Below are 12,982 nucleotides of genomic sequence, written 5' to 3' on the forward strand. Positions count from 1 at the left end.
CGCCTTGATCGTCTGTTCTGTCGCCTGCCTAGGCGCCTGAGCGGACCACGATGCGGCCCTATGCGACAGGGCGCCCCGACAGGCGACACCCCCTCTACTCCGATGCGACACCGCCCCGGAGCCGTGTCGCCTCTCCAGTCGCGCTCTGCGCACGGACCAGGCCGACTTCGAACGGCCGGAACACCCTCGCCCGGTCCGGCGACACAAAGATGCCCGGGAGCGGCCCAATCCGCCAAGACGCGCCGCCCCCGGGCCCATCCCCTTTCCGACAAGCGCCGGAAGGAGGTGAGCCCTCATGGTACGAGCCCTGCTCCGACTCGCCACCCCTGCTTCCCGCTGCGTCTGCGGCGCACTGATCAACGTCTACCGACAGACCTCCTGCAACGGCTGCGGCCGCCCCGTCTACACACGCCACTGACCTCCGGGCAGCGCCCCTCGCGCCCCGGCCCGCGCGGTCGGGGCGCGAGAGGGGCCGTCCGGCCCGCCACCGCGCAATCGAAGGAGGCCCCCGTGACGACCACCGCCACCGAGACCACCGTGACCATCCCCGACAGCGCCGCTTTCGCCCGCACCCTGCAGTCCGCCCTCGACACGCGGGAGGTGCTGCTCACCACCTTGGGGGACAGCGTCTACGACGACAGCGAGATGCAGTTGGACTCCGACGGCCGCCGGATGTGGGTCATGCTCAGCGGGCCCGACGAGCTGGCCGGCATCATCGCCTGGCAGGTCCCCGCCGAAGGCGAGCCCATGAGCATGGCGCTGCCCCCGGCCCTGGCCCGCACCATCCTGGCCACCATCTCCTCCGGCGACGGCAGCTGCCAGGAAGGCGAGCCCATCACCCTCGCCCGGGTCGGAGGCCAGCTGGAGATCCGCCCGGACTGGGTCGACCCCGTCATCACCGTGGGGTGGGTCGACCGCGCGCCGCTCCCCTCCTGGCGCCAGCGGCTCGCGGCCACCGCGGCGGCCGACACCGTCGCCGGTACCCCGGTCCTGCTCGCCAAGCAGGCCAGGATCCTCGCCCACCTCACCAAGGACACCGGCTGCGCCCGCCTCGCCATGGTCCCGGCCCCCGATGCCGACGGCACGGCCGACCTGCTCGTGGCCAACGGAGACGTGGTGGCCCTCATGGGCGGCTTCAAGCCCTGCGAAGACGACCGCGACCTGTCCAAGGAGCTGCTGGCCTGACCCGGCCGGTGCCCCTCGCCCCCGCGCACCCCGCGCCGGGGGCGGGAGGGACCGACCGACGCCCGCGATTGGAGCCGCGGCATGGCCAACGACACGACCTTGACCCTGACCGGGAACCTGACCCGCGACCCCGAGGTGCGCTGGCTGGAAGGCGGCACCCCGGTCGCCAGCTTCCACGTCGCCTCCACGCCCCGCTACTTCGCCCGCGAGGCCGGCGAGTGGCGCGACGGCGAACCGCTGTTCCTTCGCTGTACCGCCTGGCGCGACCTGGCCGAACACGTCGCCGAATCCCTCGCCAAGGGCGCCCGGGTGATCGTGACCGGACGCCTCAAGCAGCGCGCCTTCCAAAGCGAGGACGGCGAGCACCGCTCCTTCTTCGAGCTGGAGGTCGACGACATCGGCCCCTCACTGCGGTGGGCCACCGCCACCGTCACCAAGACCCGCCGCGCCGCCGCCGGCCGCGGCGACCAGCCGCCCTTCTAAGGAGGAACCCCCGATGGCGATCACACCCGGCACCTACTACACCCTCACCTGCCGCCTGTGCGGCGACCCCTACGAGGACGACGCCGGCCCGGTGCTCTTCGAGAGCTACCGCGCCGCCGTCGCAGCCATGGCCTGCGGCGAGGGCGGCTGGAAGCCCACCGGCCCCGGCGGCCGCGAGACCTGCCCCTGGTGCCTGCGGCGCCTGGAGTGCGAGCGCACCGGCCACCCCTGGCGGGCCACCCACCGGCCCGGAGTGGTGCTGTGCGACCACTGCACGCGCTTCGAGCGCCGCGAGAACGCCGCGGGCCCGGTGCTGCCCGAGCTCCCCAGGTCCGCCCCCTCGCCGGCGCCGGTGCGCTGGCGCGGCCGCGACGGCGCCGACGACCCGGCCCCGTTCTAGAACCCGCCCCCTGCCCGGCCCGGAGCAACCGCGCTGCTCCGGGCCGGGCCCGTTCCCAAGGAGGCTCACCATGCCCCTGATCAGCTTCGGCCCCCGGAAGCGGGTGGCCGTTCTGTGCGACCGCTGCGGCCCCGCCTGGGCTGACGACCTCGCCGCGGGGTTCGACACCACCTTCTCCGACGCCGACACCGCGCGCCGGGTGCTGACCGCCTACGAGTGGACCTTCGACGGTGATCGCGTGCTGTGCAGCGGCTGCACGGTCCGGGAGGAATGCGGTGCCGAGTGCGAGGAGCACGGCCACGTGTGGGCCGACGACCTCGCCGGATCGCGCGAGGTCGGCTTCAAGGGCGAACCCCTTCCCGGGCACCGGTACTGCCGCCGCTGCGGCATCAACGTCCCGCTCGCCGTCGCCGACGGCGCCGACCACCCCGAGCGCGTGAGCGGCCTGCTCACCGCCGACGACCAGGCGGTGCTGGTCAGCCTCGAACTCGACATGCGCGAGGGGGAGGTGTGAGCTTCTCCCGCTTCTACGACCCCGAGGGCACCAGGTATGGCCTGCCGTCCTGGCCCTGGGGGTGGGCCCCGGCCCACCTGGCCACCCGGGCACAGCTCGCCGCCCGCGGGCTCCGGCCCGGCGGGCGGGAACCGGTCGGCCAGGTCACCTGGCGCTCCCGCCGCGCCCCGAAAGGGGGCGGCGGGATCCGCTTCGCCCTGCTCTACGACACCCGCCTCGCCCTGCCCAAGCGCACCCCGTCCGCGGCGGTGCTGGCGTCGCTGGAGCGGGCCATGGCCGCCCGCCGCACCTGCCCCACCTGCCGGACCATCTTCGAGTTCTGCATCCCCACCTCGCTCGGGGAGTGCCCCGACTGCCACACCGCCGCCGTCGCCTGAACGCACACACAGGAGCCCAACCATGCAGATGACCTTCGTGAAGACCCCGCCGCCCGACGCCTACCGGCCCCGCCACCGGCGGACCCTGCACTCCGAGATCGCCCGCGCCCTGCGCAACCGCCCGGGTGCCTGGGCAAAGGTCAGCGAGCACCCGACCCGCGCCACGGCGTGCTCTGTGGCATCGGCCATCAGGTGCGGCAACGGAAACACGGGCGCCCGTGCCTACCGCCCCGCCGGCGCCTTCGAGGCCCGCTACGTCACCACCGAGGACGGGCGCCACGAGGTCTACGCCCGCTACATCGGCACCCGCGCCGCCAAGGAGGCCCGTTGAAGTCCCACGACTGGCGGCGCCAGGGCCGCTGCCGCTTCGAGCCCTTCGCCCTGTTCTTCCCGCCCGACGGCGAGACCGGCGAGCAGCGCGACATGCGTGAGCGCCGCGCGAAGAAGGTGTGCGCGGCCTGCCCGGTCATCGACCAGTGCGGCGAGTACGCCCTGACCCGCCCGGAGCGCTACGGCATCTGGGGCGGCATGACCCCCGACGACCGCCGCATCGAGCGCCGCCGCCGACGCGAGACAGAAAGGAAGGCCGCCTGATGGCCCGATACCAAGACCCCGAATCCGGGTGCGGCGCCGACATCGCCATCACTCCCGCGCCTGCCCCCGGACACGTGTACGTGATCGTCACCGAGGACGGCGTGGCCGAACCCTCCGGCGTCCTGATGCCTACCGCCGACCTGCTCCGGCTGATCGACCAGGCGCACAGCGCCACCGCCTGAAGCATCCGCCGTGTGCCCCTGCCGCCCCGAGACCTGCTCGGGGCGGATGGGAGACACGACGGCCCCATACCCCCACCGCAAGGAGGGCTTCTTCGTCATGCCCGGATTCGCCCCGGTCGACTACCCCCTGGCCGCCGCCCGCCGCGGGTGGCACGTGTTTCCCCTCGCCCCCGGTTCGAAGAACCGGCCGCTGGTCAAGTGGTCTCGCGCCGCCACCGCCGACCCCGGCCAGGTGCGCGCCTGGTGGCACCGGTGGCCGACCGCGAACTACGGCGTCGCCACTGGCCCCAGCCGCCTGGTCGTGGTCGACCTGGACACCCCCGATCCGGGCGAGCAGCCGCCCGAGCGCTGGGACCGCCCCGGGATCACCGACGGCGCCGATGTGCTGGCCGCCCTGGCCGAACAGGCCGGGGCGGACTCTGGCGAGTTGCTGGGCACCTTCACCGTGGCCACCGCTTCGGGCGGCGCCCACCTGTACTTCGCCGCCCCGCCCGGCCTACAGCTCGGCAACACCGCCGGGGACAGGGGCCGCGGCCTGGGCTGGCTGGTCGACACCCGCGCGGCCGGCGGCTACGTCGTCGGCCCCGGATCGGCCACCCCGACCGGCGCCTACAAGGCGACCAGCCCGCCAGGGACGCCTGTGGTGGCTCTTCCCGGGTGGATCGCCGACCGGCTCAAGCCCCCGCCCACCGCCACCGCGGATGCGGTGCTCGCCGACATCGCGGGCGCCGACCGGCGACGCACCGCTTATGCCACCGCGGCCCTTCGCGGCGAGGCCGCCAAGGTCGCCCGCGCCGCCCCCGGCCAGCGGAACACCTCGCTGTACGTCGCCGCGGTCTCCCTCGGACAGCTCGCCGCCAAAGGCCTGCTGGAGACCGGCGAGATCACCGCGGTGCTCACCCGCGCCGCACAGGCCGCCGGCGCCGCCGGAGGCGACCCCGACCCGCCGCGGCAGATCGCCGCCACCATCCGCTCGGGCCTGAACAAGGGCCTGAGGGTCCCACGACGCACCCGTGAACGAACAGGAGCCGCCTGAGATGACCGCCCACGAGGACGAGGAAGGACAGGGCAAGAAGGTCTCCCAGGCCACCCGGCTCATCCAACTCGCCGACGACCTGGTCGACGTGGTCGCCGGGACCGACGGGCGCGCCTACGCCACCGCCCGCACCGGAGCTGCCCGGCACATCGCCTTCCCCCTCAAGGGCCAGCGCGGCCTGCGCGCCCGCCTCGCGCGCTTCTACGCCGACGTGTGCGGGTCGGTGCCCTCGCAGTCCGCACTCACCGACGTCACCGCCGTTCTCGAAGGCAGAGCAATGGATCTGGAACCGCGCCCCGTGGCACTCCGGCTGGCTAGCCATCAGGGGCGGGTGGTGCTCGACTTGGGCGGGGCCGACGGGCGGTGCGTCATCGCCGGGCCCGACGGCTGGCACGTGACCACCGACTCGCCGGTGCTGTTCCGCCGGACCGGACTCACCTCGCCTATCCCCGCCCCGGGCGAGGCGGGCCGCACCGAGGCCGGCATCGCCAAGCTGCGCTCCCTGCTCAACGTCGACGAACCCGGACTGCGGCTGCTGGTGGGGTGGCTGGTCTCCGGGCTGATCGCCGACATGCCCCACCCGATTCTGGCCGCCCGCGGCGAGCAGGGCACCGGCAAGTCCACCGCGCTGGCGATGCTGATGAACCTGATCGACCCCTCACCGGCGCCGCTGCGTTCGCTGCCCAAGGACCAGAAGGCGTGGGCGACCACCGCGGCCGCCTCGTGGGCTGTGTGCCTGGACAACGTGTCCACGATCGCCCCGTGGCTGAGCGACACGCTGTGCAAGGCCGTCACGGGCGAAGGCGTGGTCGATCGGGCGCTGTACTCCGACGACGACGTCACCGTGCTGTCCTTCCGGCGGCTGCTGGCGATGACCTCGATCGACACCGGCGCCCTGGCCAGCGACCTCACAGAGCGGCTGCTGCCAGTGGAGTTCCTGCCCATCAAGCGCGACCAGCGCCGCACCGACGCCTCACTTCAGCAGGCCTACCAGGACGCCGCCCCGGACATCCTGGCCGCCCTGTTGGACCTGCTCTGCCAGATCCTCGCTGAGCTGCCGCACACGCACCTGGACGAGCTGCCGCGTATGGCCGACTTCGCCCGCGTGCTCGGGGCCTTGGACCGGGTGACCGGCTGGTCGACCCTGGACACCTACCTCGCCGCAACAGAGGTCACCACGAGCGACCTGCTGGACGCGCGCCCCTTCACCGCAGCCGTGGCCGCCATGGTCGAAGAGGCCGGCGAGTTCACCGGCACCATCGGCCAGCTCATAGAGGTCGTGCCCGCCCCCGAACCGCGGCCCAAATCCTGGCCGGTCGACGCGACCCGCGCGGCCGGACAGCTCAAGCGCGACGCCCCCGTGTTGAGGGCAGTGGGCATCACCGTCGAAGAGGCCGGCCGCTCCCGCGACCGCCACCGAAGCCGCCTCTACCGGATCGCGCTCACCTCAGGGGTAGAGACAGCCCCGCTGCAGCGTCCGCACCTCGCTCGCCCCACTGAAGTGGGCGATGAGGAGGACGGACACGTTTTTTCGGCCCATGCGACCACACCAGACCCGACAAAGCCAGCGTCCGCACCAGTGACCGAACAGAACGCCTGTTCAGAGGCGGCAGCGGACACTGCGGGGGCTGCGGACGCTGCCGCAGCCCAACTCTCTAATGACACTGCCCCGGAGCCGGTAGAGAGCGGAACCTGCCGCACCTGCCACCGCACATTCCGCCGCTACCAGGGCGGGACCGGCTACGGCGACCAGTGCGCCTCGTGCGCCCTGGGAGCCCCGCCGCCTTCGACCTCACCGGGGTGACCCGGCCTTCCCTGTCCGTGAACACGACGCGGCCCCGGCATCGCCTGCAAGCACTCGCCGGGGCCGCACCTCTACCTAGAGAGGCACACCCATCATGTCCGACACCTCGGCAACGGAGAAGGGCGAACGCGTCTTGGTCCGCCTGATCGGCCCCAAGGCGGCCATCGACCGACTGCTCGCCGGCCTCCCCGCCGACTGGGGCGCCGCCTGCGAGCGGCGCTTCCCCGCCCACACCCCCGGGCACGTCCGCGTCTACCTGGAGGTCACCCCCCGATGAACGCTCCCACCACCAACCGCGGACACCAGGGCTGGCTCACCCTTGACCAGGTGTGCGAGGAACTGCAGATCTCGCGGGACACCTTCTACGACTGGCGGAAGAAGGGGCGCGCGCCGAAGTGCGCGAAGCTCCCGAACGGGAGCCTGCGCATCCGCCGCTCCGAGTTCGAGAAGTTCATGACGAAGGCAGAGGCCAACGCCTGATGATCGACCCCAACGACCTGGGCTACCAGGTCCGGATCTGGAAGACCGAGGTCTATGAAGGAGCGCGGGTCAGGACGTACACCGTGCGCTGGCGTGTCGGTAAGAAGCCACACCGCCGGCCGCACGGTTCGTCCGCTCAGGCCGAAGCGTTCCGCTCCCAACTCGTACAGGCTCAGAGCAGGGGCGAAGGGTTCAGCATCACTCGTGGGCTCCCCGTGAGCCTTCTCCGGGCCGAAGCCGAGAAGGAGGCTGAGAAGCGGGCAGAGGTGACTTGGTACGACTTCGCGGTCTCCTACGTCGACCACAAGTGGCCGGACATCTCCGCAAAGCACCGGGGGAACATCGCGTTCGCGCTCACGATGGCGACGACCGCGCTGTTCACCACCGACCAGGGCATGCCGGACCCAGCTCTGCTCCGCACTGCACTCCGCAGGTTCGCGTTCAGCAAAACCTTCCGGGCGGGTGACCGTCCTCAGGATGTGGTGGACGCCCTGGAATGGGTCGCCGCGCATTCACGGCCGGTCGCTGACCTGGCGGATTCAGAGGTGGCCAGAGCCGCCGTCCAAGCGGCGATTCGTGACCTGCGCGGCAAGAAGCTGGTGATCGGCTCGCAGCGGCGCAATCACGGCATCCTCAGGGCGGCCCTGGCCCACGCGGTCGACAAGGGCCTGCTCGACAGGAACCCGATCGGCCCCCTGGAGGTCTCCAGCTCCCGGACGGTTCACCAGGTTGATCGGCGCTGCGTGGTCAACCCGGAGCAGGCCAGGTCCCTCCTGGACAAGGTTCGCGAGTACGGGTACGAGGAAACCGAGCAGCGGCAGGGCATGAAGTCCGGCCCGCGGCTGGTGGCGTTCTTCGGAGCGATGTACTACGCCGCGCTGCGCCCCGAAGAAGCGGTGAACCTCCACAAGCGCGACTTGTCCCTGCCGCCCCCGAAGCGCGAGGCCGGCGAGGACGGAAGCGAAGTCGTCACCTACGACTGGGGAACGATCTATGTAGGCGAGGTCACCCCGGACGCGCGGCCGGAGTTCACCGACGACGGCACCAGCCGCGACACCCGACAGAGCCCCAAGCAGCGAGCGGAGGGCGAGGTTCGGCCGGTCGCCTGCCCTCCCGAGCTGACCAGGCTGCTGTGGGAGCACATGGAGCAGTTCGGCACGGGCCCCATGGGCCGACTGTTCACCGGTGTCCGCGGCGGCCCTTTGTCCACGATCACCTACCGGCGCGCTTGGTCCTGGGCACGCGAGCAGGCCTTGAGCGAAGCCGACGTGGCCTCTCCCCTCGCACAGCGGCCGTACGACCTCCGGCACACGTGCGTGTCCACGTGGCTCAACGCAGGCGTGTCGGAGACGCTCGTGGCTCAGTGGGCAGGGCACAGCGTGGCTGTGCTGAAGCGGATCTATGCCAAGTGCCTCGTGGGAGAGGAGGACCGGGCCAAGCGGCAGATCGAGGAGGCGCACCGGCGTTTCTGAACTTCAGCGCGTATTCAGCGCAGCCACCCGCTGAGAGCCACCACGGTCCACCGACAACCACCGAGGCGTGAAGAAGCCCCGTGTCCTGCTGTGCAGGTCACGGGGCTTCTTTCGTGTTCTTCGAGTGTGGCCAGGGACGGGGTCGAACCGCCGACCTTCCGCTTTTCAGGCGGACGCTCGTACCAACTGAGCTACCTGGCCCCCGCCACTCTCGTGGCGCGCGGTCCTGACGGGATTTGAACCCGCGGCCTCCACCTTGACAGGGTGGCGAGCACTCCTAACTGCTCCACAGGACCTTGTATCCAGTTGTCGCGGCCGCCTCAGCGGCCGCTCTCCGTGTCTCTTATTGTGCCAGACCTTCAGCACTGCTTCGACCGGAGCCGTACCCCCAACCGGATTCGAACCGGCGTTACCGCCTTGAAAGGGCGGCGTCCTAGGCCACTAGACGATGGGGGCCTCGACGACGAACGAGGTCGCCAACCGCCCGCGTCGCCTGTCGTCGGGGACGCGTCAAGCATAGGGGAGATTCACCCCCAGTGCCAAAGCGTTTCATCCGCCCCGCCCTCCAGGGCCCTTCTAGATCGTCGCCCCAGGCGAACCCGGGTCGCGGCCGGGCGTGCCGCCCGACGGCGTCGGGGCCTCGGGGGAACCGGCAGGAGGAGAGCTCGGAGCCGGGGAACTCGGGGCCGGAGACGGCGGGGCCAGCGCACGGTCGGGCTCCTCCTCGATGTGCCGTTCGATCTGGGCCGACGTCAGCCCCAGGCCGCCCAGTGTGATGTCGTCCCAGGCCTGCAGGCGCTTGGTCTCGGTGTCGATGTAGAGCACCGAGGCCTCATAGGGCTTAGGGCGGTCGACGCCGCCTTCGAGGCCGCGCAGTCCGGCGCCGCCCGTCGACCCCTGGACGAGGTAGCGGGTGCCCGCCTCGGTCAGCTCGGTCCAGCGCCGGTGGCCGTGCCCGGACAGCACCAGCGGGACCAGGCCGTCGAACGCTTCCGCCTGGGCGGGATCGTGCAGCACCGCCACGTCCATGGGCGGGTCCTCCCCTGCCGCCTGCGCGGCCTGGGCCTCGCCGATGTCCCGCAGCTCGTCGCCGTCGGGGTTGTCGGCGGTCTTGTCGGGGGTGAAGCGGGGGTCGCCGGCCCCGTAGAAGACGATGCCGCCCACCTCCTGCGCCTCTTCGTCCAGGACCACCGCGTTGGGCTGGGCCTCGACCGCGCGCTGGGTGCCCATCGAGTCGTGGTTGCCGCGCACCCACACGTAGGGGACCTCGAGGTCGGCGATCTCGCCGGCGAACGCGTCCTCGGCGGCGCTGCCCCGGTCGGTCAGGTCGCCCGAGTCCACGACGAGGTCGACCTGGAACTGGTCCTGGATCGAGGAGATGACGTTCCAGGCCGCCGGGTTGAGGTGGATGTCGGAGACGTGGAGCACCCGGACGGTGGACTCGTCCCCTTCGTAGACCGGCAGGGTGGAGGTCACCTCGTACAGCCGCGACACGTTCCCGACCAGTGAGGCGAGTTGCTCGCGGTACTGGTCGAACCGGCTCACCACGGCCTCGGCGCTGCCCACGACCTGGGGCGCGCCGGCCAGCAGGCCCGAGTAGCGCGGCTCGGCGACGGCCGAGGGGTTGAACGTCGCCGCGGCGGACCCCCCGGCGGCGACGAAGGCGGCGAGCGCGGTGGCGGCGCTCAGCCCGGCGCGGCGCCAGTCGCGGAAGACGAGCAGGCCCACGAGCGCGGCCCCCAGGGCGGCGGAGGCCGCCGACTGCGCCATGAGCCGGATCACCCCGTCCCTGACCTCGCCGCCGATGGTCCGCCCCATCCGGTCGATCGCCTCGGGGTCCTCGAACATCTCCTCCGCGGCCGCCAGGCGGATCTCGTCGATGGAGGCCTCGAAGCGCAGAGGGGAGGAATGGGTGTCGAACTCCAGGGTGCCCAGCGGGGCCACGTCCACCACGGTCTCGCCGCGCCAGCTCGGTCCGACCGACAGGCTCACGTCCGCCGGGCCGATGGGGGTGAGCACCTGCCCGCCGAGCGCGAGGCCCAGCCATCCCCCGCCCAGGCCGGCCACGACCACCGCGGCGACCCGTCCGGCCTTCAGCAGGCCCTGCCGCCTCGCGGCGAGGCGGTCCCCGACCGCCGCGAGGACCGGTCTCAAGCGAGGCAACACGGTATCCATCATGCCCATACGCCCGGCAGAGGCAACGCCCTGAGCCCGAGGCGGCCGAGACCGCGGAGGATCACGCAGAATACGGGGTGTGGTCGAACTCAGCCGCGGCCGTTTCGAGGCCCTCGTCGCCGATGCCCTGGACACCATCCCCGAAGAGCTGACCAGCCTGATCGACAACGTGGTCATCACCGTGGAGGACGAACCGCCCGAGCCCGGGCTGCTGGGGCTCTACGAGGGGGTGCCGCTGACCGAGCGCGGCGAGTTCTACTCCGGGGTGCTCCCGGACCGGATCTCCATCTACTGGCGGGAGATCTGCGCCGTGTGCGAGACGCCGGAGCAGGTGGTGGAGGAGGTGCGCATCACCGTCGTGCACGAGGTGGCCCACCACTTCGGCATCGACGACGCGCGCCTGCACGAGCTCGGGTGGGGCTGACCGCGGCGGCGGAGCGCAACGAAAGCACGACGAATTCCGGCGAACCGCTTGCGAAATCCGGCCACCATCAGGGACTGTAGGTCATCGAATAGCGACCGAGAGTGACGCAGCAGCGCACCACGAGGGAGTCGCCGGTGGGTGATCCGCGCACGGGGCGCGAGCGGTCCGACGGGCCGTCCGATTGGAAGAGCGCCTACGCCGAGGTCGTCAGAATCCCCGAGTTCCGCACCCTGTGGCTCGCCCACGCCCTGTCCATGGCGGGCGGCTACCTGCTCAGCATCTCCGTCGTCCTGCTGGTCTACCAGCAGACCTCCTCCCCGCTGGCCGCGGGCGTGACCATCGCCCTGACCTTCATCCCGCAGATCATCGCCGGGCCGCTGCTGTCCGGCCTGTCCGACCTGCTGCCGCGCCGCCGCGTGATGCTCGCGGCCGACCTGGCGCGCGCCGCCCTGGTGTTCGGCATCGGGTTGCCGGGGCTGCCGCTGTGGGCGATCTGGGCGCTGCTGTTCTGCTCCATCCTGCCGATGGTGCCCTTCGGCGCCGCACGGGCCGCCCTGATGGCCGAGGTGCTGCAGGGGGAGCGGTACGTGGCCGCCTCGGCGATCATCAACCTCACCTCGCACGTGGGCACCCTGGCCGGGCTGATCGCCGGCGGCTGGGTGGTGGCCGCGGTGGGGCCGAACGCGGCGGTGATGGTCAACGCCCTGACCTTCCTGGTCTCGGCGCTGCTCATCCGGATGGGGGTGCGGGCGCGGCCGGCGCCGGCGGCCCCCGCCGGCGGGGCGGGGCCGGTTCCGGGGCTGTGGCGGGCCACCCGGGACGGCGCGCGGCTGGTCTTCGGCGACCCGCGGCTGCGCACCCTGGCGCTGTTCGCCTGGCTCGCCGGGTTCTACATGGTCCCCTACGGGCTCGCAGGGCCCCTGGCCGACGAGGCGGGCGCGGGGTCCGGGGCGGCGGGGCTGCTCATGGCCGGGCCGTCGCTGGGGGCGCTGGCCGGCGGCTTCGTGCTGACCCGGCTGATCGGGCCGCAGACCCGGATCCGGCTGATCGGACCGCTGGCGGTGGGCGGCTCGCTGCCGCTGCTGGCCTGGTGGGCCGATCCGCCGCTGTGGCTGATGACGGCGCTCCTGGTGGTCTCCGGCGCGCTGGCCTCCTACCAGCTGGTGGCCAACGCCGCCTTCGTCCTGTGCGTGCCGGACGAGGGCCGCGGCCTGGCGTTCGGCCTCGTGGCGGCGGGGCTGCAGGCGGCCCAGGGCGTGGGGATCGCGGTCGCCAGCCTCCTGGTGGAGGTGGCCGACATGCGCACGGTCGTCACCGGCGCCGGCCTGCTCGGCGTGGCGGGGGCGCTGGCCCTGGCCGTCCCCTGGGCCCACCTGTCCAAGGAGGCGGCCACACGGATGCGCGCCCCCGAGCCCACCGCGTGACCGCCCCGGGCCCGGCCGCTCACAGGTTCGACTGCTTGCCCTGGAAGTTGCGGATGATGTGCTCCAGTACGGACGTGTCGGTTCCCTCCTCCGGCATGATGAGCCAGGCGATGATGTAGAGCAGGATCCCGCTGCCGCCGAGGAGCGTGAACACCGCGAAGGCGAGGCGGACGATGTTGGCGTCGATTCCGATGAACTGTCCAATGCCGCCGCAGACACCTGTCAGCATCCTGTGCTCGGCGCTCCGGCGGAGCCGCTTCTTCTCCCAGTCGTTGCTCATACCCCCACCCTGCCCGCCGGCGGGGCCCCGCACATCAGGTAGTCCCCTGGGCGTCCCCTGACCCCAGCCCCTGAGCCCTGACGGGGCTCTGCCCAGGAATCCTCAGCTGTGCATCCCCGTTGCCACTCCGGTAAAGTGACGCCCGGAGTAGT

The 12,982-nt window shown here is 72.1% G+C and carries 17 protein-coding genes and 3 tRNA genes; 15 read left to right on the plus strand and 5 right to left on the minus strand.

What is annotated here, in order from left to right; translation table 11 throughout:
* The first annotated feature begins 510 nt into the window (after positions 1–510).
* From C892_RS0122820 to C892_RS0122880, 13 genes are all read left to right on the plus strand, one after another.
* On the plus strand, positions 511–1,185 hold the full coding sequence (locus tag C892_RS0122820; RefSeq protein WP_017559079.1) for a hypothetical protein: 675 nt from the start codon (positions 511–513) through the stop codon (positions 1,183–1,185).
* An 81-nt stretch (positions 1,186–1,266) separates the two neighbouring features.
* The gene (ssb, locus tag C892_RS0122825) at positions 1,267–1,668 is read left to right on the plus strand and encodes a single-stranded DNA-binding protein (RefSeq protein ID WP_017559080.1); all 402 of its coding nucleotides are present in this window, start codon (positions 1,267–1,269) and stop codon (positions 1,666–1,668) included.
* A gap of 13 nt (positions 1,669–1,681) precedes the next feature.
* A complete protein-coding gene (locus tag C892_RS0122830) occupies positions 1,682–2,068 on the plus strand; it encodes a hypothetical protein (RefSeq protein WP_017559081.1) in 387 nt (128 codons plus the stop codon).
* A gap of 70 nt (positions 2,069–2,138) precedes the next feature.
* Complete coding sequence (locus C892_RS31065; protein WP_017559082.1) at positions 2,139–2,582, plus strand: hypothetical protein; 444 nt, start codon at positions 2,139–2,141, stop codon at positions 2,580–2,582.
* Positions 2,579–2,959 (plus strand): RRQRL motif-containing zinc-binding protein, encoded by a 381-nt coding sequence (locus C892_RS0122840; protein ID WP_017559083.1) that lies wholly within the window; start codon positions 2,579–2,581, stop codon positions 2,957–2,959. The genes C892_RS31065 and C892_RS0122840 overlap by 4 nt, the downstream gene beginning before the upstream one ends.
* 22 nt (positions 2,960–2,981) lie before the next feature.
* The gene (locus C892_RS29425; protein WP_017559084.1) at positions 2,982–3,290 is read left to right on the plus strand and encodes a hypothetical protein; all 309 of its coding nucleotides are present in this window, start codon (positions 2,982–2,984) and stop codon (positions 3,288–3,290) included.
* A complete protein-coding gene (locus C892_RS0122850) occupies positions 3,287–3,553 on the plus strand; it encodes a WhiB family transcriptional regulator (RefSeq protein ID WP_017559085.1) in 267 nt (88 codons plus the stop codon). Before C892_RS29425 ends, C892_RS0122850 begins: the two co-directional genes overlap by 4 nt.
* A complete protein-coding gene (locus tag C892_RS0122855; RefSeq protein WP_017559086.1) occupies positions 3,553–3,735 on the plus strand; it encodes a hypothetical protein in 183 nt (60 codons plus the stop codon). Before C892_RS0122850 ends, C892_RS0122855 begins: the two co-directional genes overlap by 1 nt.
* 97 nt (positions 3,736–3,832) lie before the next feature.
* Entirely contained in the window at positions 3,833–4,771 is a 939-nt protein-coding gene (locus C892_RS0122860; RefSeq protein ID WP_017559087.1) for a bifunctional DNA primase/polymerase, read from the plus strand.
* A 1-nt stretch (position 4,772) separates the two neighbouring features.
* Positions 4,773–6,575, plus strand: a complete 1,803-nt coding sequence (locus C892_RS29430) for an AICE element replication initiation protein (RefSeq protein WP_017559088.1) — start codon at positions 4,773–4,775, stop codon at positions 6,573–6,575.
* A gap of 94 nt (positions 6,576–6,669) precedes the next feature.
* Positions 6,670–6,852 carry a hypothetical protein gene (locus C892_RS0122870; protein WP_017559089.1) on the plus strand — a complete coding sequence of 61 codons (183 nt, stop codon included), beginning with the start codon at positions 6,670–6,672 and terminating at the stop codon, positions 6,850–6,852.
* Positions 6,849–7,055 (plus strand): helix-turn-helix transcriptional regulator, encoded by a 207-nt coding sequence (locus C892_RS0122875; protein WP_017559090.1) that lies wholly within the window; start codon positions 6,849–6,851, stop codon positions 7,053–7,055. Before C892_RS0122870 ends, C892_RS0122875 begins: the two co-directional genes overlap by 4 nt.
* Positions 7,055–8,527, plus strand: coding sequence for a tyrosine-type recombinase/integrase (locus C892_RS0122880; RefSeq protein WP_017559091.1), 1,473 nt, complete (start codon positions 7,055–7,057; stop codon positions 8,525–8,527). The genes C892_RS0122875 and C892_RS0122880 overlap by 1 nt, the downstream gene beginning before the upstream one ends.
* A gap of 127 nt (positions 8,528–8,654) precedes the next feature.
* Here C892_RS0122880 and C892_RS0122885 read toward each other — a convergent pair.
* The 4 genes from C892_RS0122885 to C892_RS0122900 form a co-directional block, all read right to left on the minus strand.
* Positions 8,655–8,728 (minus strand) — tRNA-Phe (locus C892_RS0122885).
* A gap of 20 nt (positions 8,729–8,748) precedes the next feature.
* Positions 8,749–8,823 (minus strand) — tRNA-Asp (locus C892_RS0122890).
* 87 nt (positions 8,824–8,910) lie between these two features.
* Positions 8,911–8,983: transfer RNA gene (locus tag C892_RS0122895), tRNA-Glu, on the minus strand.
* Between the two features lie 120 nt (positions 8,984–9,103).
* Positions 9,104–10,681 carry a metallophosphoesterase family protein gene (locus C892_RS0122900; protein ID WP_017559092.1) on the minus strand — a complete coding sequence of 526 codons (1,578 nt, stop codon included), beginning with the start codon at positions 10,679–10,681 and terminating at the stop codon, positions 9,104–9,106.
* Positions 10,682–10,781: 100 nt separating this feature from the next.
* Here C892_RS0122900 and C892_RS0122905 point away from each other — a divergent pair, with 100 nt between their 5' ends.
* Positions 10,782–11,126 carry a metallopeptidase family protein gene (locus tag C892_RS0122905; protein WP_017540861.1) on the plus strand — a complete coding sequence of 115 codons (345 nt, stop codon included), beginning with the start codon at positions 10,782–10,784 and terminating at the stop codon, positions 11,124–11,126.
* Between the two features lie 134 nt (positions 11,127–11,260).
* Positions 11,261–12,550 (plus strand): MFS transporter, encoded by a 1,290-nt coding sequence (locus C892_RS0122910; protein WP_017559093.1) that lies wholly within the window; start codon positions 11,261–11,263, stop codon positions 12,548–12,550.
* 19 nt (positions 12,551–12,569) lie between these two features.
* On the opposite strand, the gene C892_RS0122915 is transcribed toward C892_RS0122910, so the two are convergent.
* Complete coding sequence (locus C892_RS0122915) at positions 12,570–12,830, minus strand: PspC domain-containing protein (RefSeq protein WP_017559094.1); 261 nt, start codon at positions 12,828–12,830, stop codon at positions 12,570–12,572.
* Between the last annotated feature and the right edge of the window lie 152 nt (positions 12,831–12,982).

Origin of the sequence: Nocardiopsis baichengensis YIM 90130 (assembly GCF_000341205.1) — a bacterium.
Classification (GTDB): Bacteria; Actinomycetota; Actinomycetes; order Streptosporangiales; family Streptosporangiaceae; genus Nocardiopsis_A; species Nocardiopsis_A halophila.

Bases quoted from the DNA above. Each gene is read 5' to 3' on its own strand.
- C892_RS0122870 (WP_017559089.1), top strand. From the start codon at position 6,670: ATGTCCGACACCTCGGCAACGGAGAAGGGCGAACGCGTCTTGGTCCGC.
- C892_RS29425 (WP_017559084.1), top strand. From the start codon at position 2,982: ATGCAGATGACCTTCGTGAAGACCCCGCCGCCCGACGCCTACCGGCCC.
- ssb (WP_017559080.1), top strand. From the start codon at position 1,267: ATGGCCAACGACACGACCTTGACCCTGACCGGGAACCTGACCCGCGAC.
- C892_RS0122830 (WP_017559081.1), top strand. From the start codon at position 1,682: ATGGCGATCACACCCGGCACCTACTACACCCTCACCTGCCGCCTGTGC.
- C892_RS0122915 (WP_017559094.1), bottom strand. From the start codon at position 12,830: ATGAGCAACGACTGGGAGAAGAAGCGGCTCCGCCGGAGCGCCGAGCAC.
- C892_RS31065 (WP_017559082.1), top strand. From the start codon at position 2,139: ATGCCCCTGATCAGCTTCGGCCCCCGGAAGCGGGTGGCCGTTCTGTGC.
- C892_RS0122880 (WP_017559091.1), top strand. From the start codon at position 7,055: ATGATCGACCCCAACGACCTGGGCTACCAGGTCCGGATCTGGAAGACC.
- C892_RS0122860 (WP_017559087.1), top strand. From the start codon at position 3,833: ATGCCCGGATTCGCCCCGGTCGACTACCCCCTGGCCGCCGCCCGCCGC.
- C892_RS0122855 (WP_017559086.1), top strand. From the start codon at position 3,553: ATGGCCCGATACCAAGACCCCGAATCCGGGTGCGGCGCCGACATCGCC.
- C892_RS0122875 (WP_017559090.1), top strand. From the start codon at position 6,849: ATGAACGCTCCCACCACCAACCGCGGACACCAGGGCTGGCTCACCCTT.
- C892_RS29430 (WP_017559088.1), top strand. From the start codon at position 4,773: ATGACCGCCCACGAGGACGAGGAAGGACAGGGCAAGAAGGTCTCCCAG.